The organism is Halomonas sp. LMYGS-3, assembly GCF_059509875.1.
This window is the reverse complement of the sequence record NZ_JCAKFQ010000009.1, coordinates 118856-139274: the sequence shown is the minus strand read 5'-3', so window position 1 is coordinate 139274 and position 20419 is coordinate 118856. Positions and strand designations below refer to the sequence as shown.

17 protein-coding genes and 1 pseudogene are annotated in these 20419 nt (G+C 68.2%); 16 read left to right on the top strand and 2 right to left on the bottom strand.

Translation table 11 applies throughout. The features are described 5' to 3' along the window. The first annotated feature begins 73 nt into the window (after positions 1-73). From mrdA to lipB, 8 genes and pseudogenes are all read left to right on the top strand, one after another. Entirely contained in the window at positions 74-1981 is a 1908-nt protein-coding gene (gene mrdA / locus AC5W54_RS10890; protein ID WP_495962103.1) for a penicillin-binding protein 2, read from the top strand. Positions 1982-1984: 3 nt separating this feature from the next. Further along, complete coding sequence (gene rodA, locus AC5W54_RS10885; RefSeq protein WP_495962102.1) at positions 1985-3145, top strand: rod shape-determining protein RodA; 1161 nt, start codon at positions 1985-1987, stop codon at positions 3143-3145. 26 nt (positions 3146-3171) lie between these two features. Next, positions 3172-4242, top strand: coding sequence for a lytic murein transglycosylase B (gene mltB, locus AC5W54_RS10880; protein ID WP_495962101.1), 1071 nt, complete (start codon positions 3172-3174; stop codon positions 4240-4242). After that, positions 4239-5237 (top strand): septal ring lytic transglycosylase RlpA family protein, encoded by a 999-nt coding sequence (locus tag AC5W54_RS10875; RefSeq protein WP_495962100.1) that lies wholly within the window; start codon positions 4239-4241, stop codon positions 5235-5237. The genes mltB and AC5W54_RS10875 overlap by 4 nt, the downstream gene beginning before the upstream one ends. Continuing rightward, positions 5155-6025, top strand: a pseudogene (locus AC5W54_RS10870) (D-alanyl-D-alanine carboxypeptidase family protein); the annotation flags it as partial. The gene AC5W54_RS10875 and the pseudogene AC5W54_RS10870, both read left to right, overlap by 83 nt. 27 nt (positions 6026-6052) lie before the next feature. Beyond that, the gene (locus AC5W54_RS10865; RefSeq protein ID WP_495962156.1) at positions 6053-6490 is read left to right on the top strand and encodes a hypothetical protein; all 438 of its coding nucleotides are present in this window, start codon (positions 6053-6055) and stop codon (positions 6488-6490) included. Between the two features lie 66 nt (positions 6491-6556). After that, positions 6557-6871, top strand: a complete 315-nt coding sequence (locus AC5W54_RS10860) for an HP0495 family protein (RefSeq protein ID WP_495962099.1) — start codon at positions 6557-6559, stop codon at positions 6869-6871. Continuing rightward, positions 6871-7584, top strand: coding sequence for a lipoyl(octanoyl) transferase LipB (gene lipB, locus AC5W54_RS10855; RefSeq protein ID WP_495962098.1), 714 nt, complete (start codon positions 6871-6873; stop codon positions 7582-7584). Before AC5W54_RS10860 ends, lipB begins: the two co-directional genes overlap by 1 nt. 188 nt (positions 7585-7772) lie before the next feature. Here lipB and lipA read toward each other — a convergent pair whose 3' ends face one another. Beyond that, positions 7773-8828: a lipoyl synthase gene (gene lipA / locus AC5W54_RS10850; protein ID WP_495962097.1), complete on the bottom strand. Its 1056-nt coding sequence runs from the start codon at positions 8826-8828 to the stop codon at positions 7773-7775. A gap of 187 nt (positions 8829-9015) precedes the next feature. Continuing rightward, the gene (locus AC5W54_RS10845) at positions 9016-10005 is read right to left on the bottom strand and encodes a LysR family transcriptional regulator (RefSeq protein ID WP_495962096.1); all 990 of its coding nucleotides are present in this window, start codon (positions 10003-10005) and stop codon (positions 9016-9018) included. A 97-nt stretch (positions 10006-10102) separates the two neighbouring features. On the opposite strand from AC5W54_RS10845, the gene AC5W54_RS10840 reads away from it, so the two are divergent. The 8 genes from AC5W54_RS10840 to AC5W54_RS10805 all read left to right on the top strand — a co-directional run bounded on the left by AC5W54_RS10840 (position 10103) and on the right by AC5W54_RS10805 (position 20409). Then, a complete protein-coding gene (locus AC5W54_RS10840; RefSeq protein WP_495962095.1) occupies positions 10103-11062 on the top strand; it encodes an ATP-binding protein in 960 nt (319 codons plus the stop codon). A gap of 99 nt (positions 11063-11161) precedes the next feature. Then, the gene (locus AC5W54_RS10835; RefSeq protein WP_495962094.1) at positions 11162-13807 is read left to right on the top strand and encodes a DUF3141 domain-containing protein; all 2646 of its coding nucleotides are present in this window, start codon (positions 11162-11164) and stop codon (positions 13805-13807) included. 260 nt (positions 13808-14067) lie between these two features. Further along, positions 14068-16713 (top strand): type I DNA topoisomerase, encoded by a 2646-nt coding sequence (topA, locus tag AC5W54_RS10830; RefSeq protein ID WP_495962093.1) that lies wholly within the window; start codon positions 14068-14070, stop codon positions 16711-16713. Then, positions 16710-17174, top strand: coding sequence for a DUF6586 family protein (locus AC5W54_RS10825; RefSeq protein WP_495962092.1), 465 nt, complete (start codon positions 16710-16712; stop codon positions 17172-17174). The genes topA and AC5W54_RS10825 overlap by 4 nt, the downstream gene beginning before the upstream one ends. Before the next feature lie 5 nt (positions 17175-17179). Continuing rightward, positions 17180-17659, top strand: a complete 480-nt coding sequence (locus AC5W54_RS10820) for a LabA-like NYN domain-containing protein (RefSeq protein ID WP_495962091.1) — start codon at positions 17180-17182, stop codon at positions 17657-17659. Between the two features lie 131 nt (positions 17660-17790). Then, positions 17791-18255 (top strand): 2-hydroxyacyl-CoA dehydratase, encoded by a 465-nt coding sequence (locus tag AC5W54_RS10815; RefSeq protein WP_495962090.1) that lies wholly within the window; start codon positions 17791-17793, stop codon positions 18253-18255. Positions 18256-18265: 10 nt separating this feature from the next. After that, on the top strand, positions 18266-18697 hold the full coding sequence (locus AC5W54_RS10810; RefSeq protein WP_495962089.1) for a hypothetical protein: 432 nt from the start codon (positions 18266-18268) through the stop codon (positions 18695-18697). A 119-nt stretch (positions 18698-18816) separates the two neighbouring features. Next, the gene (locus AC5W54_RS10805; protein WP_495962088.1) at positions 18817-20409 is read left to right on the top strand and encodes an ABC-F family ATPase; all 1593 of its coding nucleotides are present in this window, start codon (positions 18817-18819) and stop codon (positions 20407-20409) included. The last annotated feature ends 10 nt before the right edge of the window (positions 20410-20419 follow it).

Below are 20419 nucleotides of genomic sequence, written 5' to 3'. Positions count from 1 at the left end.
CCCTCGAAGGTGCCCCTGTAACCGACGTGAGCCCCGCCTGGGTGCGGGGCGCCAGCCGAGGCCATTGCCGAGAATGCGTGAGCGACGCGAGACCCTGAAGAACCCAGAGCAGGAACTGCGAACCTTTCGCGTGCGTTCGCTGTTGGCGATACTGCTGGTCTTCGCCCTGACCGGCCTGCTGATGGGGCGGCTGGTCTATCTGCAGGTGGTGCAGCACGAGGTCTACAGCACGCGCTCGGAGAAGAACCGGGTCCGGGTGGAGCCGCTGCCTCCGACCCGCGGCCTGATCTACGACCGCAACGGCATACTGCTGGCCGAGAACCGTCCCACCTACAACCTCACGCTGGTGCGGGAACGGGTCGATGACCTGGATGCCACCCTGACACTGCTGGTACGGCTCCTCGAGCTGCCCGACGAGGAGGCCGAAGCCTTCCGGGTGCGGTCGCGCCAGCGCCAGCGGCCCTTCCAGCCGGCCCTGCTGATGAGCGACCTCGACGAGGACCAGATCGCGCGGCTGGCGGTCAATCGCCACCGCCTGCCCGGGGTCGAGGTGGAGGCCCAATTGCTGCGCTACTATCCCGATGCCGAGATCATGGCCCATGCCCTGGGCTACGTCGGGCGCATCAACGCCGAGGAGCTTCAGGCCCTGGATACGGGGCGTTATGCCGGTACCCACTTCATCGGCAAGACCGGGGTCGAACGCTTCTACGAGGATGCCCTGCACGGCCAGGCCGGCTTGCGCAAGGTCGAGACCAATGCCCGTGGCCGGGTGCTGCGTGAGCTCGGCCGCACCGACCCGGTGCCGGGGCAGAACCTGACCCTGACCCTCGACAAGGAGCTTCAGCAGCTGGCCTATGAGCTGCTTGACGGTCGACGTGGCTCGATCGTCGCCATCGCACCCGCGACCGGCGAGATCCTGGCCATGGTCTCGGTGCCGGGGTTCGACAGCAACCAGTTCGTCACCGGCATCGATGTGGCGTCCTACCGGGCGCTGCAGGAGGACATCGACCTGCCCCTGTTCAACCGCGCCATTCGTGGCCAGTATCCGCCGGGCTCCACCATCAAGCCCTTCCTGGCCCTGGCTGGCCTGGTCGAGGGGGTGATCACCCCGGACAGGACGATCTTCGATCCCGGCTACTACCAGTTGCCCAACGACTCGCGGCGCTATCGCAACTGGCTGCGTTGGGGGCATGGCCGGGTCGACATGGAGCGTTCCATCGCCGTCTCCAACAACACCTACTACTACTCGCTGGCCCACGACATGGGTATCGACCGGCTCCACGAGAACATGAGTGCCTTCGGCTTCGGCCAGCGGGTCGCCCACGACGTCTTCGGCGAGAGTACCGCCCTGATGCCGTCGCGGGACTGGAAGCGTGGTCGCTTCAACCAGCCCTGGTATCCCGGGGAGACCCTGTCGGTGGGAATCGGCCAGGGCTACTGGCAGGTGACGCCGCTGCAGCTGGCTACCGCCACCGCGGTGCTCGCCAACCGGGGACAGTGGGTCAAGCCGCGTATCGCCAGCCGGGTCGGCGAGGATCGGGTGCCGCTCGCGCTGTCCGATACCCCCGAGGACATCTCCCTCGCCACCGACGCCTGGTGGGACAAGGTGTTCTCCGGCATGGAGAAGGTGCTCAGCGGCAGCGAGGGCACGGCGCGCCGCACCGGGGTGGGGCTCGAGTACCGCATGGGAGGCAAGTCGGGCACCGCCCAGGTCTTCTCGCTGGGCCAGGATCAGCGCTACAACGCCGAGGAGCTCGCCGAACGGCTGCGCGACCATGCCCTGTTCATGGCCTTCGCGCCGCTCGAGGAGCCGCAGATCGCCGTCTCGGTGATCGTCGAGAACGCCGGTGGCGGCAGTACCCATGCCGCGCACCTGGCACGGGCCATGACCGACGCCTGGTTGCTCGACGATGAGGATCTCGACGTCGAGGAGTTGCGCGAGGCAATGGAGAACGATACCGGCAACGTGGCGGGGAACTGACCCATGGCATTGATCGACCTGACTCGTGCCCTGCGGGGCCACCCGGTCCGCCCCCCCGAGAGCGGCATCGCCCGCCGTCGCAGCGTCTGGGAGCGTACCCACCTCGATCCCTGGCTGCTGGTCATGCTGCTGGTGCTGATGCTCGCCGGGCTGGCGGTGCTCTACAGTGCCAGCGGCCAGCGGCTCGAGGCGGTGATCGCCCAGGGCATCCGTTTCGGGGTGGCACTGGTGGTGATGGTGCTGCTCGCCCAGCTCACCCCGGCCACGCTGCTGCGCTGGGCACTGCCCGTCTATGTCGCCGGCCTGTTGATGCTGGTGGCGGTGGAGCTGGTGGGGGACATGGGCATGGGCGCCCAGCGTTGGCTGGTGATCCCCGGGGTGATCCGCTTCCAGCCGTCGGAGTTGATGAAGCTGGCCATGCCGCTGATGGTGGCGGCCTACCTCAGCCGTCGCGAGTTGCCGCCGCGACTGAAGGACCTGGCGATCTGTGCCCTGCTCATCGGCATGCCAGTGGGGTTGATCGCCAAGCAACCCGACCTGGGTACCTCCCTGCTGGTGGCCACGGCGGCGGTCTTCGTGGTACTGCTGGCCGGCCTCTCCTGGCGCTTCATCGCCGCGCTGGCCGGCCTGGCGGCGGCGGCATTGCCGGTGCTGTGGATGAACCTGCACAACTACCAGCGTCAGCGGGTGCTGACCTTCCTCGACCCCAACAGCGACCCGCTGGGGGCGGGCTGGAACATCATCCAGTCGACCACTGCGATCGGCAGCGGTGGGCTGTTCGGCAAGGGCTGGCTGCAGGGTACCCAGTCACAGCTCGAGTTCCTGCCCGAGCGGCACACCGACTTCATCGTCGCGGTACTGGGCGAGGAGTTCGGGCTGGTCGGCATGCTGGCGGTCCTGGTGCTCTACCTGCTGATCGTCAGCCGTGGCCTGTGGTTGGCCGCCGGCGCCCAGGACACCTTCGGGCGCCTGCTGGCCGGTAGCATCGTCCTCACCTTCTTCATCTACGTCTTCGTCAACGTGGGCATGGTCAGCGGCATCCTGCCGGTGGTCGGGGTCCCGCTGCCACTGGTCAGTTACGGGGGCACCTCCAGCGTGACCTTGCTGGCGGGTTTCGGTATTCTCATGGCCATTCACGCTCATCGTAGGCTGCTGCCGCGCTAGCCGTCGAAGCCGGGAGAGGGAAGAGTATGACGGTGTCCCGTTTGCAAGGATCGAGGAGGGGGCTGGCCGTGGTCGCCGGCGCCGGCCTGTCGCTACTGGCGTTCCATGTCGAGGCCACACTGGATTTCGATCCGGCCCGGCACGAGGGGGCGGGGGCGCTGGTCGCGGAACTCGCCGAGCGGGGGATCGAGCGCGACTGGCTCGTGGCAACCATGCGCGACGCTGCCTTCCAGCAGGGCGTGCTGGATGCCATGGAAGGGGCCGCCGAGCGGCGCCTGCGTTGGGACGAGTACCGCGAGATCTTCCTGCAGCCCGAGCGCATCAGCCGCGGGGTGGCCTTCATCGCGGCCCACCGCGCTGCCTTCGAGCGTGCCGAGGCCGAGTACGGCGTCCCCCCCGAGGTGATTGCCGCCATCATCGGCGTCGAGACCAGCTACGGCCGCTTCACCGGCCGCCACCGGGTGCTCGATTCGCTCTCCACCCTGGCCTTCCATCATCCGGTACGCGGCCCTTTCTTCCGCGGCGAGTTGGCGGCCTTCCTCGAGATCACCCGCGAGCAGGGGGTCGACCCCGGCAGTCTCGAGGGCTCCTACGCCGGCGCCATGGGCTATCCGCAGTTCATTCCCACCAGCTACCGGGCCTACGCGGTCGACTTCGACGGCGACGGCATTCGCGACCTCTGGACCAACCCGGTCGATGCCATCGGCAGCGTGGGCAACTACTTCGCCGAGCACGGCTGGCGGCCGGGGGCGCCGATCTATCACGAGGCCGAGGGCCCCGACGCGCTGCCCGACGGAGTCGAGTTCAATCTCACGCGGCCGCCCTATGCCCCGGTCGAGGCGCTGCGGCGGGCGGGCATTCAGCCCCGTGGCGAGATCGACGACGAACAGTCGGTGGTACCGCTGGCCCTCGACCATGCCGACGACGTCCATCGCTATCGTCTCGGTCACGAGAACTTCTATGTCATCACCCGTTACAATCACAGCCATCTCTATGCCATGGCGGTGACCGAGCTGGCCGAGGCGATCCGTGAGGCCCAGAGGCTCGAGGCGATTCCCCTGGAGCCCCGTGGCGATGCGGCGGAGGGGCGTTCATGAGGACCTGGTGGGTGATACTGTCGGTCGTGCTGCTGCTGGCGGGCTGTGCCGGCGGCGGAGGCACCCGGACAAGCGACGAGCGGCCGGCTTCGGCACCCGCCGCGGCCACCGACAACGGCGAGCGCTACGCCATGTCCGGTGACGCCTATCCTCTGGAGCCGCCGGACGTCAGCCGGGTGCCCGATGCCGTGCCGCGGCTCGAGCCCCACTCTCGCGGCGGAAATCGGCCCACCTACGAGGTGTGGGGCAAGACCTATGAGGTGCTGCCCGATGCCCGCGGCTACGCTCGCCAGGGCACGGCCTCCTGGTACGGCGAGAAGTTCCATGGCTATGCCACCTCCAACGGCGAGATCTACGACATGTACAAGATGAGTGCCGCCCACCGTTCGCTGCCGCTGCCGAGTTTCGTGCGTGTGACCAGCCTCGACAACGGCAACTCGGTGATCGTGCGCGTCAACGATCGTGGCCCTTTTCACAACGACCGTGAGATCGACCTCTCCTACGCCGCCGCCGCGCGTCTCGACATCCTCGATCGGGGAACCGGTCGGGTGAAGGTGGAGGCCATCGACGTGGAACGCTGGTTGGCCGAGAACGGCCCGGGCGGTGCCCCCTCGGGCGGCGCGCAGGGCAATGCTGACGCTCGCCAGGCGGTGGCGGCGAGGGTCGCCGAGCCGGCCCGCGCGTCCGCCGCCTCGATCGCCCCGTCCTCGGTGGAGCGAGCTCCGGCCGGTGGCAATGCTGTGCCGGAGAGCCGCTCCGCGGATGGCCGCCCTATCTACCTGCAGATCGCCGCCCTCGGTTCCGTCGAGAATGCTCAGGCCCTCAAGGTGCGCCTGCAGCGCGAGCTGTCCCATCCGGTGCGAGTGGCCAGTGCCACCGGCATGCACCGCGTGCAGGTGGGGCCGCTCGCCCATGCCGGCCAGGTCGCCCCGGTACGCGACGAGCTGCGCCGCGCCGGTTTCGACCAGGCCTTCGTTGTCAACGGTGCCGAATGAAGCGGCACCCCGTATCATGATGCCCCCGATGTCCCTGATGAGATTCTCCCCCATGAGAGTGTTCCCCTCGCTTCACCGTCGCTGGTTTCCGGTATTGCTGGTCCTCCTGGTGCTGGCCGTTCCCCAGGCCCTGGCCCAGGCGGTGCCCGCGCCGCAAGCCATGATCCCGGCGCCACCCCAGCTCGCCGCCAAGTCGTGGTTCCTGATGGATGCCGACAGCGGCCGGGTGCTGGTGGAGCACAATGCCGACGAGCGCCTGCCGCCGGCCAGCCTGACCAAGCTGATGACGGCCTATCTGGTCGAGCGCGAGCTGCATCGCGGCAACATCACCCTGGATGACAGCGTGCTGGTCAGCGAGAATGCCTGGCGCACGGGGGGGCTCCAAGATGTTCATCGAGGTCGGCACCGAGGTGCCCATCCATGAGCTGCTCCACGGCATCATCATCGCCTCGGGCAACGACGCCAGCGTCGCCGTGGCGGAGCACCTCGCCGGCGGCGAGGCCCCCTTCGCCGACCTGATGAACCAGCACGCGACTCGTCTGGGAATGCACAACACCAACTTCGCCAACGCCACCGGCCTGCCGCACCCCGAGCAGTACTCCTCGGCCCGGGACATGGCGCTGCTTTCGCAGTACATCATCAACGACTACCCCGAGCACTATGCCGTCTACGCGGAGAAATACTTCAGCTACAACGATATCCGCCAGCCCAACCGCAACCGCCTGCTGTGGCGCGACCCTACCGTCGATGGCCTCAAGACCGGCTGGACCACCGAGGCGGGCTACGGCCTGGTAGCGTCGGCCAAGCGCGACGACATGCGCCTGATCTCGGTGGTGATGGGCACCAGCTCGGAGGAATCCCGTGCCCAGGAGACCCAGAAGCTGCTCAGCTACGGTTTCCGCTACTTCGAGACCCTCAAGCTCTACGATCGCGGTGCGGTGCTCAACACCCCGCGGATCTGGGGCGGCGAGAAGAACGAGCTGCGGGTGGGGGTCGATCGTGACGTGGAGATGACCGTACCGCGGGCGCGCAATGAGCAGCTCACGGCGCGTCTCGATATTCGCGCCGACATCCAAGCCCCGATCCAGGCCGGCGACAAGGTCGGCACCCTGGAGGTGCGCATGGGTGACGAGGTGGTCGGCGAGCAGGCGCTGGTCGCCCTGGAGAGTATCGAGGAGGGCGGCCTGTTCAAGCGGTTGTTCGACCAGGTGCAGCGATTCTTCAGCAATCTCATCGGTGGCTGGTTCGGTTGAGCGAATCTTGGTGGGTGGCCGTAAGTTGAGTAGAATAGTCGGGTATTCCGCTTAGGGGGGTGATGGATGAACGACAAGACCCTGCGCGATCTTCGCCGGCCCTCGGCGGCTGGGCCCGGCGGAGCGCCGCCGAAGATCACGTTTCCCTGCCGCTATCCGCTCAAGGTGGTGGGCGATGCCGCCGAGGACTTCGCCGCCACCGTCTGCCAGGTGGTCAGCCGCCACGATCCGGGGTTCGACGGCAGCCGACTCGAAGTGGTGGCGAGCCGCAACGGCCGCTTCCAGTCGGTGCGTCTGACCATCCGCGCCACGGGCGAGGCGCAGCTCAAGGCCCTGTTCGTCGACCTCAAGGCCACCGGCCGCGTGCACATGGTGGTCTGATGTCGGCGGCCGGCGCGCTACCGCCCATCGCCGTCCATCGTCTCGGCCGGCGCCCTTATCTGCCGGTCTGGCAGGCCATGCGCGAGCTCACCGACAGGCGTGATGCCGCGACGGCCGACCAGTTCTGGCTGGTCGAGCACGACCCGGTGTTCACCCAGGGGCAGGCCGGCAAGCCCGAGCATCTGCTGATGCCCGGCGAGATCCCGGTGGTGGCCACCGACCGCGGTGGCCAGGTGACCTATCACGGCCCGGGGCAGGTCGTGCTCTACCCGCTGCTCGACGTGCGTCGCGCCCGGCTCGGGGTGCGTGACCTGGTGACGGCGCTCGAGAACGCGGTGATCGCCCTGCTCGACGAGCATGGCGTGGCAGCCCGGGCCCGTCCCGATGCCCCCGGCGTCTACGTGGATGAGGCCAAGATCGCCTCGCTGGGCCTGCGTATCCGGCGCGGTGCCAGCTTCCATGGCATCGCCTTGAACGTGGATGGCGACCTGTCGCCCTTCGATCGCATCAATCCGTGTGGTTATGCCGGCATGGCCATGACCCGGCTGGCGGACCTGGTGGAAGAGTGCCCCGGCGTCGAGGCGGTGGGCGAACGCCTGGCCGAATGTCTTGCCCGTGAGCTGGGCCGCAAGCTGGTCGACGCCGAGCGCCCGGCAGAATACTCGCGGATGCGGGTGACGGCTGAGGTGAGCGGCGCCGGGGACAGGGAGTAGCGGAGGTCTTTTTCCAGGGAAGGAAAAAGTAGCGCCCAGGGAGGGGGTCACAGCGCCTCCGCGAAAGCCTGTCGCCGGAATGCCGCGTTCTCAGGTCTCGGGGGGCCGTCGGTCACTACGCTCGCGTTCCCGGGTAGATATCGCTTCGCTGCAGCGCCCGACGGCTCCATGTCGTCGGGCGCTCGGCACTAGCCGACGTTGACGGCGTCGATGCGGTTGGGGTCGGCCTCCTGGCCCGGCACCTCGGCGGGGGCGGCCAGGCCCAGGTTGTTCTTCTCGAACACCCGGTCGGCCCGGTAGCTGGAACGCACCAGCGGACCGGAAGGGACCTCCATGAAGCCCTTCTCCAGCCCCAGGGTCCGGTAGCGGTCGAACTCCTCCGGGGTGACCCAGCGCTCGACCGGCAGGTGGTTGCGCGTCGGACGCAGGTACTGCCCCAGGGTCACGATATCCACCCCGATGGCGCGCAGGTCGTCGAAGGTCGCCAGGATCTCCTCCTCGGTCTCCCCCAGGCCGAGCATCAGGCTGGTCTTGGTGATGACCTCGGGCCGGTGTCGTTTGGCGTGTGCCAGGACGTCCAGCGTCTTGCGGTAACCGGCCCGGGGATCACGCACCCGGGCGGTGAGGCGCTCGACGGTCTCCACGTTCTGGGCGAAGACCTCCAGGCCAGAGTCGACGACGCGCTCGATGGCCGCCGGGTCGCCGTCGAAGTCCGGGGTCAGGGCCTCGACGACCACCTCCGGCGTGTGTGTCTTGATGGCGCGGATGCAGGACGCGTAGTGCGCAGCGCCGCCGTCGGGGAGGTCGTCGCGGTCCACCGAGGTCAGTACGACGTAGCGCAGGCCCATGAGTTCGACCGACTTCGCCGTGTTCTCGGGCTCCTCGCTGTCGAGCCACCCCCGGGGGTTGCCGGTATCCACGGCGCAGAAACGGCAGGCCCGGGTACAGACCGAGCCCATCAGCATGATGGTCGCAGTGCCGTTGCTCCAGCATTCGCCCATGTTCGGGCAGTGCGATTCCGCACAGACGGTACTGAGCCGATGCGTCGCGACGTTCTTCTTCACCGCCTCGAAGCGTCCCCCTCCGGGGATCTGAGCGCGCAACCAGTGGGGCTTGCGCTCGGTCGTCGCGGTGCGCTCCTCGACCTGCTTGCGTTGCTTGATGCCATCCTTGATCACGGCCATGCCGTGTTCATTGCGGAATTTCTCACCGCTGGGCACTCGCTTGGAGGTGGTGTCGCTCATAGGATGTGAGCCTCTCTACTCGCCGGCTGTCGACGTCTCGAAGGTGTGGTGTGGCCGCCGCGGCGTGACTGCACCGGGGGCCGCCACCGAGCGGTATGTTGCGCCGAACGATACGTTGGCAGGGAGCGTAAAGGTATCACAGGAGCCGCAATCCTGGACAGACGGGCACCCGTCCCGGCGTGATGCGTCATCGATCCTCGGCGAGCGGCAGGCAATCGACCCCGTGACTGGGCAGGGGGCTCGGTGGGGCAGTGAAGTAGGCGTGAAATTCGCCCAGGTGCTCGCGCAGGAAGCGCAGGAAGAGCTCGGTGACCGGGGTGGGGAAGCGGTCGCGGGGATAGACGCTGCACCAGGAGTGGCGCAGCGGGAAGCCGGGGAGGGCGAGTTCGCCGAGCAGGCCGGCCTCGAGCTCGAGGCGCACCGCCAGACGGGGAAGTACCGCCACGCCCAGCTGCGCCATGACCCCCTGCTTGACCGCCTCGTTGGTACCCAGCTCGATGGTGTGGGCGAGCCGGACATCCTGGTCGGCGGCCAGCTCCTCGAAGGCGCTGCGCACGCCGGAGCCGGGCTCGCGCATCAGCACGTAGTGGCGGGCGAAGTCCTCCAGAGTCGGGTCTCTGGCCGTCAGCAGCGGGTGCCCGGGCCACGCCAGCGGGATCATCTCGTTGTCGAGGATCGGCATGAACACCAGGTCGTCGTCCACCGGTACCCGGGCCATGATCACCAGGTCGTCGCGCCGCTCGGCGAGCCGCTCCAGTGCCTGGCTGCGGTTGCAGACCCGCAGCCGCACCCGGACATTGGGATAGTGGGCACGGAACCGCGCCAGCAGGTGGGGGACCACGTACTGGGCGGTGGAGACCGCGGCGAGGTCGAGCTCCCCGTTGATGGTGCCCGCCATGTCGGAGAGCGTCATCTGCAGCCGGGAGACCTGACCGAAGATTGCCCCGGCCGAAGCGGCCAGGGCGTCGGCCGCAGGCAGCGCGTGCAGGGTCTTGCCGGCGTACTTGAACAATGGCTGGCCGAGCGCCTGCTCGAGCTGACGGATCTGCGAGCTCACCCCGGGCTGGGTCAATCCCAGGCGCTCGGCGGCCCGCGAATACGACTGCTGGTCATACACGGCCTGGAACACCTGCAGTTGACGGAAGGTCAGGCGATTGAGCAGCTTGGGGGTGGTCATGGTGCATCCGCCCGGCCGGATATCGCCGTGGCGACCTCTGATGGTCCGGAGTCCATGCTAGCATCGCCACTCCCGCCCGGGCCATCTCGGAGATGCCATGACGCCCCCCCGCTTGCGCCTTGCCGGCGCCGATGACGATGCCCCGCGACTGCTGCTCGTCGCCTCCCCCCTCGCAGGCCTGCGCGTGCGCCAGGCCTGCCGCGAGCTCGGTGTCGAGTGTCGCGAGGCCCCCTTTCCGGGCGAGGAGCCCGAGGCGCTGGTCGCGCGTGCCCGCACGGCGGGTTGCCGCGTCCTGCACCCCGGCGAGTGCGAGCCGCGGCGGCAGCTCGTGCTGGCCTCGGCGTGTCGTCGCTCCGGGCTGCTCCTCGTCGGGGCGTGTCCGGCGTTGCTCGAGGCGATGTGTGACGGTCAGGCGATGCGCCAGCGGATGCGCGAGGCCGGGCTGCCGCTCGCGCCCCCCGGCACGGCGGGACGCCTGGTACGGGTGCCGGTGCTGGCGGATGGCACCGGCCGTACGCTCTTCCTTCCGGCCCGTGACGCTCGCCCTGACGGCTTGGTCAGAGCCCCCGTGCCCTGGCTGACGCTGGAACAGCGTACCTACCTGGGCCAGCTCGCCATTCAGGGAGTGGCGAGCCTCGCGCACGAGGGGGTGGTGACGCTGACGTTCCGGGTGTGGGACAACCGCATCGGTTTCGAGGCGATGACCCCCGGGCTTTCGGGAAGCGAGGCGCTGGATGAGACCCTGGTGGGGCTCGACCCGGTGGTCGCGCAACTGCGGCTGGCGGCAGGGGAGCGGTTACGCGAGCGTCAGCCGGGCCTCGCCCCCCGCGGGCACGCCCTGCTGTGGCGGCTGTCACTCGACCCCGACATCGCCTTCTCCGGTGGCCCCGGCGTGCGCCTGGATCGTCCCCCCGAGGCCCCCGGCGACGCACGGTTGCTGGCCTGGGGGCGACACCCGGAGGAGGCTTCCCGCCGCGGCCGGCGTGCCCTCGAGGAGCTGCTCGGCGTGTTCCCGGCCGCCGCGCGGATGGAGGCCGTGGGCCGGGACAGGCGTTGAACCGGGACATCCTCATGTTCCGGTCCGGGCTCGTGATATTGACGGATATGCGCTATATTGCAACGCAGCATTTCCTTCTCGCCATGCCTGGAGCCCGAGATGAAGTCCCTGATGCCGACCCCCCCGCCCACTGCGCTGCCTTTCCTGGACCCGTTCGGCTTTGGACGTGCCGCCTTCGACTACTGGCGCGATGCGCTGGAGCGAAGCGTGCTCTACATGGATGTCATGCGCGTCCGCGGCAATCAGTACCTCGAGCACATCGAGCAGACCAAGCCCAATGTGTTGGGCTTCGAGGCCGAAGTGCTGATGGACGGTCGCGAGCTGTCGAGGCCGGTGAACTACGAGTTGCTGCGGGTCCTGCCACCCGAGGGGGTGGTCACCGACTCGCTGATGCGCCCCTTCGTGGTGGTCGACCCCCGCGCCGGGCACGGTCCCGGCATCGGCGGCTTCAAGTCCGACAGCGAGATCGGCGTGGCCCTGCGGGCGGGGCATCCTTGCTACTTCATCGGCTTCTTGCCGTATCCGGTCCCGGGGCAGACCGTCGAGGATGTTGTCGAGGCCGAGGTCGCCTTCCTGCGCCACGTCATCGAGCGCCATCCGGAAACCACCGAGAAACCCATGGTGGTGGGCAACTGCCAGGCCGGTTGGCAGATCATGATGGCCGCGGCCCTCGAGCCCGACCTGTTCGGTCCCATCCTGATCGCCGGGTCCCCGCTCTCCTACTGGGCCGGCGAGCGTGGCCACGCCCCCATGCGCTACACCGGCGGCCTGACCGGCGGCAGCTGGATGACCTCGCTGCTCAGCGACCTGGGTGACGGACTGTTCGACGGCGCCTTTCTCGTCCAGAACTTCGAGCGCCTGAACCCGGCGAACACCTGGTGGCGCAAGCAGTACCGGCTCTTTTCCCGGGTCGATACCGAGGCCGAGCGCTACCTGGAGTTCGAGCGCTGGTGGGGCGGCCATGTGGTGCTGGGCGGCGAAGAGATCCAGTACATCGTCGACAACCTCTTCGTCGGCAACCGCCTCTCCACCGCGCAACTGGTGACCTCCGACGGGCGGCGCATCGACCTGCGCAACGTGCGCTCGCCGGTGGTGGTGTTCTGCTCCCGGGGCGACGACATCACCCCGCCGCCCCAGGCGTTGGGCTGGGTGCGTGACCTCTTCGAAGGGGTCGAGGACATCATCGCCAACGAACAGACCATCGTCTATTGCGTCCACGATACCACCGGCCACCTGGGGATCTTCGTCTCGGGCAGCGTCTCGCGCAAGGAGCACGCCGAGTTCACTGCCAACATGGACTACATCGACGTGCTGCCGCCGGGCCTCTACGAGACCACGGTCTCGTCGGCGGCGGAGCGCAGCGACGCCGAACTGATCGAGCGTGACTACCTGCTCGAGTTCACCCCGCGGACCATCGAGGAGCTTGACCAGGAGGTCCAGCACCAGCCGGAGGACGACACTCGCTTCGCCACGGTGGCGCGGATCTCGGAGATCAACCTGGGGCTGTACCGGCAGTTCCTGCAGCCCTGGCTTCGCGCCCTGGCCACGCCGGAATCGGCGAAGTGGATGCGGCGCATGCACCCCAACCGCCTGGGCTATCGGCTGCTCTCCGATCGCAACCCCCTGATGGTGCCGGTCCCGGTGCTGGCCGAGCGGGTACGCGCCGAGCGCCACCCGCTCGGGGAGGACAACCTCTTCCGGGTGGTCGAGGGCATCGTCTCCGACCAGATCACGCGTAGCCTGAACGCCTGGCGTGACCTGCGCGACAGCAGCATCGAGCGGCTGTTCCTCGACCTCTACGGCCAGCCGTTGCTGCAGTCACTGGTCGGCCTGGGCGGCGATGCCCATGTCCACCGTCGTCGCCCGGGCGCCGAGCCCGAGCACCGCCGCTTCGTCGAGCGCCGCCAGGCCGAGCTGCGGGCGCATATCGCCGAGGGTGGCAGCCACGAGGCGGTGATGCGCGCCGTGATCTACGTGTTGGGCGGGGCACCGGCCACCGACGAGCGCAACTTCAACCGCCTGCGCGCTTCCCGCGCCGAGCTGGAGCCGAGCATTCAGCTGGCCGACTTCAAGCACCTGATGCGCGAGCAGTTCTTCATTCTCAAGCTCGATCGCGAGGCGGCATTGGCGGCGATCCCGGCCCTGCTCGAGGGGCAGAGCGCCGAGCAGATCGACGAGGACCTGGCGCATATCGAGCATGTGCTGGCCGCCAGCGGCGAGCTTTCCGAACATGTCGCGGATCGCTTCGAGCGCATCAAGGCGCTGTTTGACCGGGCGCGCCCGGCCTCCCCGTCACTGCCTCCCTCGGCTGCGGGGCACGCCGGCACGGCGGCGGCCGGTGAGGCCGCCCCGCCCCAGGTGCAGGGTCGCAGGACCGCGACGACCCGGGGCAAGCCGGGCACGACCGGCAAGGCGAGCGGTACACGCAAGAGTGCCGCCCCCAGACCGGCCGCCCGGGATGATGCCATGGCCGACGCCACTGCCGAGACGCCGACCGCCAAGGCCGAGGCCCCGGCCGAGACGCCGACCGCCAAGGCCGAGGCCCCGGTCGAGACGCCGACCGCCAAGGCCGAGGCCCCGGTCGAGACGCCGGCCGCAAAGGCCGAGGCCCCGGTCGAGAAGCCGACCGCCAAGGCCGAGGCCCCGGTCGAGAAGCCGACCGCCAAGGCCGAGGCCCCGGCCGATCGGCCGTCGACCCCGGCGGCGACCAGGAGGGCGAAGCCGAAGGGCGGCGACAAGACCTGAAGCGCGCCGCCGCGGATGACGCCCCTGCTGGAGTACCGGTGGGGGCGTCGTCGTTGTGTCGTCGGTCACGGCGCCTTGCCGGGGCAGGCCTCGGCGGTCTAGGGTCAGAAGGCCGCTTCGCGCCGCATGCACCCCATGCGACTGGCGTGATGCGCGGTGCTGGGGTAGGGTAAGCGGATTTTTCACCGCCCGGGAGATGGGCGGACGGAACCGACAGGCGCGATGCGATGCCAACGCGCCATGCACAATCGTGGAGCACTATGGGCAAGTCACTGGTCATCGTCGAGTCACCGGCCAAGGCCAAGACGATCAACAAGTACCTCGGCAACGAGTTCATCGTGAAGTCGAGCGTGGGGCACATTCGTGACCTGCCGACCAGCGGCTCGGGCAAGGCGGCCGCCGACCCCAAGGAGCGTGCGCGCCAGGCCGCTGCGACCCGGAAGATGTCGTCGGAGGAGAAGGCCGAGTACCGGAAGCAGAAGTCCCGCGAGCAGTTGATCCGTCGCATGGGCATCGATCCCGAGCACGGCTGGAAGGCCAACTACGAGATCCTGCCCGGCAAGGAGAAGGTGGTGGCCGAGCTCAAGAAGCTCGCCGAGAAGGCGGATGCCGTCTATCTCGCCACCGATCTCGATCGCGAGGGGGAAGCCATCGCCTGGCACCTGCGCGAGACCATCGGGGGCGACGAGTCCCGCTACCGCCGGGTGGTGTTCAACGAGATCACCCGGAACGCCATCCATGACGCCTTCCAGGATCCCGGCAGCCTGAACATCCCGCGGGTCGAGGCCCAGCAGGCACGGCGCTTCCTCGATCGTGTCGTCGGTTTCATGCTCTCACCCCTGCTGTGGGCCAAGATCGCCCGTGGCCTCTCCGCCGGGCGGGTGCAGTCGGTAGCCATGCGGCTGATCGTCGAGCGCGAGCGCGAGATCCGTGCCTTCGTCCCCGAGGAGTTCTGGGACGTCCATGCCGACCTGCTGCCGGGCGACGGGGCGGGCGAGGAAACCGCCGAACCGGTGCGCTTCGAGCTCACACGCCAGGACGGCAAGGCCTTCCGGCCGACCTCCGAGGCCGAGACCCTGGAACGCATCGCCGCGCTGCGCACGGCGTCGCTCAAGATCACCTCGCGGGAGGACAAGCCGACCCGTTCCAGGCCGAACGCACCCTTCATCACCTCGACGCTGCAGCAGGCGGCCAGCGGTCGGCTCGGTTTCTCGGTCAAGAAGACCATGACCCTGGCCCAGCGCCTCTACGAGGCCGGCTACATCACCTACATGCGTACCGATTCCACCAACCTGTCGAAGGATGCGGTGGAGCACGTGCGCGACTTCATCGGCAGCGAGTTCGGTCCGCGCTACCTGCCCGAGGCGCCCAACCGCTACTCCAGCAAGGAGGGCGCCCAGGAGGCCCACGAGGCGATCCGTCCCTCCGAGGTCGATCGCCGCGCTTCCGACCTGGCCGGCATGGAGCGTGACGCCGAGCGCCTCTACGAGCTGATCTGGCGCCAGTTCGTCGCCTGCCAGATGACCCCGGCCGAGTACCTCTCCACCACCCTGACCGTGGAAGCCGACGGCTTCGAGCTCAAGGCCAAGGGGCGGGTGCTCAAGTTCGACGGCTACACCCGGGTGATGAAGCCGGCCGGCAAGAACGAGGATCAATCGCTGCCGGACCTGGCCGAGGGCACGCCGATGACGCTGGCGGCGCTGGAGCCCCGGCAGCATTTCACCAAGCCGCCGGCCCGCTACACCGAGGCGAGCCTGGTCAAGGAGCTGGAGAAGCGTGGCATCGGTCGCCCCTCGACCTATGCCTCGATCATCTCCACCATTCAGGACCGCGGCTACGTCAAGCTGGAGAATCGCCGTTTCTATGCCGAGAAGCTCGGCGACATCGTCACCGAGCGGCTCAAGGAGTCGTTCCCCGATCTGATGGACTACTCCTTCACTGCGCGGATGGAGGATGGCCTCGACGAGGTGGCCGAGGGCGAGCGCAACTGGCGCGCCCTGCTCGATGCCTTCTACGACGAGTTCCGGCAGGAGCTCGAGGCCGCCGAGAGCGAGGAGGGCATGCGCCCCAACCAGCCGGTGCCCACCGACATCGACTGCCCGAGCTGCGGGCGCAAGATGCAGATCCGTACCGCTTCCACCGGGGTCTTCCTGGGCTGCTCCGGCTACAACCTGCCGCCCAAGGAGCGTTGCAAGACCACCATCGACCTGCTGCCCGGCGAGGAGGCGGTGGCCGCCGATGCCGACGAGGAGGCCGAGACCGAAGCGCTGCGCGCCAAGCACCGCTGCCCGAAGTGCGGTACCGCCATGGACAGCTACCTGATCGACGAGACGCGCAAGCTGCATATCTGCGGCAACAGTCCCGACTGTGACGGCCATGAGGTCGAGCAGGGCAGGTTCCGCCTCAAGGGCTACGATGGCCCGACCATCGAGTGCGACAAGTGCGGCAGCGAGATGCAGCTGAAGTCCGGGCGCTTCGGCAAGTACTTCGGCTGTACCAACGAGGCGTGCAAGAATACCCGCAAGCTGCTGCGCAACGGCGAGGTGGCGCCGCCCAAGATGGACCCCATTCCCATGCCGGAGCTCGCCTGCCAGAAGGTCGACGACCACTATGTGCTGCGTGACGGCGCCAGCGGGCTGTTCCTGGCGGCGAGCAAGTTCCCCAAGAACCGCGAGACCCGCCCACCGCTGGTGCGTGAACTCAAGGCCCACGCCGAGGAGCTTCCCGACAAGTACCGCTTCCTGCTCGATGCGCCGAGCGAAGACCCGGATGGCCGCCCGGCCCAGATCCGCTTCTCGCGCAAGGCCAAGGAGCAGTTCGTGATGACCGACGAGGACGGCAAGGCCACCGGCTGGAAGGCCGTCTTCGACAACGGCAAGTGGCAAGTGGAGGACAAGCGCAAGTGACCCCGCGTTCGCGTACCAACCAGTTGCTCTACCAGGCCGAGCTGTTGCTCGAGACGCCTGCTGGTGGCGACGAGCATGTCGAGGCCCGGCGCATGGCGGTGGAGGAGGGGGCCCTGGCGCTGACCGAGCTGGCGCTGCAGTCACTGCTGCGCGAGGTCACCGAGCACGCCCTGCTCGAGCGCCACGATTGGCGCGAGCTGCTCGGCCCCGGTGGGCGCTCCATGGCCGAACTGCACCGGCTGCGCGAACTCGCCTCGCGCGAGGACAGCTGGCTGGCCTGGCTGCTGGCCAGGCTCGAGGCCCTGCATGGCAGCGATGGCGTGGCCCGGCGCACTGGCGGCGGTGCCCAGGGGCTGATCGTCACCGGTAGCGGGGCGGCGCTGGCCGACGAGTTGCGCTGGTGCCTGCGCGAGGCCAAGGCGGAGATCGCTGCGCTGCGCGAGACCAGCCAGGAGTGGTGACCCGCATGGCCGCCGAGCGTGTCGCCCTCCTCGTCGACGTGCAGAACGTCTACTACACCACCCGTCAGGCCTTCGGCCAGCACTTCGACTACCATGCCTTCTGGGCGCGCTTCGCCGCCGGGCGCGAGGTCGTGGTCGCCAACGCCTACGCGGTGGAGCGGGGCGATCCGCGCCAGCGCCAGTTCCAGGACATCCTGCGCCGCATCGGTTTCTGCGTGAAGCTCAAGCCCTTCATCCAGCGCAGTGACGGATCAACCAAGGGCGACTGGGACGTGGGCATCGCCCTCGATGCCGTGGAGGCCGCGCCGGGGGTCGACCGAGTGGTGCTGGTCTCGGGCGACGGCGACTTCGACCTGCTGGTCGAGCGACTGCGCGAGCGCCATGGTGTCGAGGTGACCGTGGTCGGGGTGGAACGCCTCACCGCCGATTCCCTGATCCGCGCGGCCAGCGTTTTCACCCCCATCGAGGCGCCGCTGCTCCGCTAGGGCGATGGCGGGTCACCGTCTCCAGCATCCTCCGTTGATACACATCAAGCGCGGCCCAGCGGCGTTGGCTAGGATGAAGACAAGAGCCGGTCGGCGGTGCCGCTGGCGAACTGCGACGAGGAGGGGCGGGCATGCGGTTTCATCAGGTAAAGGAACTGGTCGCCTGGGCGGCCGACTATCATGGGCGCCTCGCCGAGCAGTACGTGACGCTGGCAGGCAGTGGTGTCGAGGAGCGGGTGCGCATGGCACTGGAGTATCTGGCCGATCGTGAGCGCAAGCTGCAGGCGGACCTGGCATCGTATCTGGTGGAGAATGGCGGGCACCGCAGCGTGCTCGAGACCTGGTTCGACGACCCCGCCGACTTCCCGCACCCACCGGTACTCGAACGCCTGCCCGACAGTATCGACTGCACGACCGTGCAGGGCGTGCTGGCCACGGCACTGACCGCCCATCGCACCCTCCAGGATCTCTATGCCCACCGCAGCGACAGAGCCGGAGCCGGCAGCGAGCAGGAGTTCTTCGATGCGCTCTCCGCCGGCCACGAAGCCGAGGTGCGACGCATCGCCAGGGACATGCAACGGCTCGAGGACTACTGAGGAGGATGCCATGACGGATCAGATGCTTTCGCCCAAGATGCTGGGGTACTGGACGGACGAGCACCGCCACGATGCCCCCGACGAGTCGGGCATCTACTGCGTGTTCCGGGCCGCCCGGGACCCCGAGAGCGGCGAGATGGACGTGCAGGAGCTGCTCTACGTGGGGGAGCACCGCAGCGCACGTTTTGGCCTGGAGCACCACGAGGATCAGGACAAGTGGCGCTCCTTCCTGCAGCCCGGCGAGGAGCTCTGGTATGCCGTGGGGCTCTGTGGTCACGCCAACCGAGAACGGCTGGCGGCGGCAATGATCAACGCCCACAAGCCGCGTTTCAACAGCAAAAGCGAGTACCTCGAGCGTTTCCCCTTCGACGAGACCACGGTGCATCTCTACGGCAAGAAGCACAAGCTGCAGAGCATCTTCATCGTGGACCGCCACGACTGAGCCGCTGACTCGACCTCGCCACCGCGGCCGCGGTGGCGAGGTTTCATCCGCGGCGTGTGACGCGGGGCCATAACCGGTACAATCGCGCACTTTAGTGCACCGACCTGGACCCCCCCCACGTGATCTCCACCGCCAACATCACCATGCAGTTCGGGGCCAAGCCCCTGTTCGAGAACGTCTCCATCAAGTTCGGCAACGGCCACCGCTACGGGTTGATCGGCGCCAACGGGTGTGGCAAGTCCACTTTCATGAAGATCCTGGGCGGCGATCTGGAGCCGTCGTCGGGCCAGGTGATGGTCGAGTCGGGTGCGCGGCTCGGCAAGCTGGGCCAGGACCAGTTCGCCTTCGAAGCCGAGCGGGTCATCGACACCGTGATCATGGGCAACCGTGAGCTGTGGCAGGTAGCCGCCGAGCGCGAGCGCATCTACTCGCTGCCGGAGATGAGCGAGGCCGACGGCATGGCGGTGGCCGACCTGGAGGTCCGCTTCGCCGAGCTCGACGGCTATACCGCCGAGGCCCGCGCCGGCGAGCTGCTGCTGGGGCTCGGCATCCCCATCGACCAGCACAGCGGGCCCATGAGCGAGGTGGCGCCGGGCTGGAAGCTGCGCGTGCTGCTGGCCCAGGCGTTGTTCGCCGACCCCGACGTGCTGCTGCTCGACGAGCCGACCAACCACCTGGACATCAACACCATCCGCTGGCTGGAGGGGGTGCTCACGGCGCGTAACAGCACCATGATCATCATTTCCCACGACCGCCACTTCCTCAACAGCGTCTGCACCCACATGGCCGACCTGGACTATGGCGAGATCAAGCTGTTCCCGGGCAACTACGACGACTACATGACCGCCGCCACCGCCGCCCGCGAGCGTCAGTACGCCGACAACGCCAGGAAGAAGGCGCAGATCGCCGAGCTGCAGGCCTTCGTCAGCCGCTTCTCGGCCAACGCCTCCAAGGCCAAGCAGGCGACCTCCCGGGCGCGCCAGATCGACAAGATCAAGCTCGAGGACATCAAGCCCTCGAGCCGGGTCAGCCCGTTCATCCGCTTCGAACAGGGCAAGAAGATCCACCGCAATGCGGTCAACGTCGAAGCGCTGAGCCAGGGATATCCGGGCGAGGCAGCGCTGTTCGAGGGGCTCTCCATGACCGTGGAGGCCGGCGAGCGTATCGCCATCATCGGCCCCAACGGCATCGGCAAGACCACCCTGCTCAGGACGCTCGCCGGCGAGCTGCACCCCCAGGCCGGGGCGGTGCGCTGGACCGACAGCGCCGAGCTCGGCGTCTTCGCCCAGGATCACGCCGACGACTTCGCCAACGACGCCACCCTGTTCGAGTGGATGGCCCAGTGGACCGATGGCGGCGAGCAGGTGATCCGCGGCGCCCTGGGACGGATGCTGTTCTCCAGCGATGACATCGGCAAGTCGGTGAAGGTGATCTCCGGCGGCGAGCAGGGCCGCATGCTGTTCGGCAAGCTGTCGCTGACCCGGCCCAACGTGCTGTTGATGGATGAGCCCACCAACCACCTGGACATGGAGTCCATCGAGGCGCTCAACCTGGCCCTCGAGCATTACCCCGGCACCCTGATCTTCGTCAGCCACGACCGCGAGTTCGTCTCCTCGCTGGCGAACCGCATCCTCGACATGAGCGACGCCGGCATCACCGACTTCAGCGGCAGTTACGATGAATACCTGAGGAGCCAGGGGCTGTTCGGCTGAGGTGTGCCCG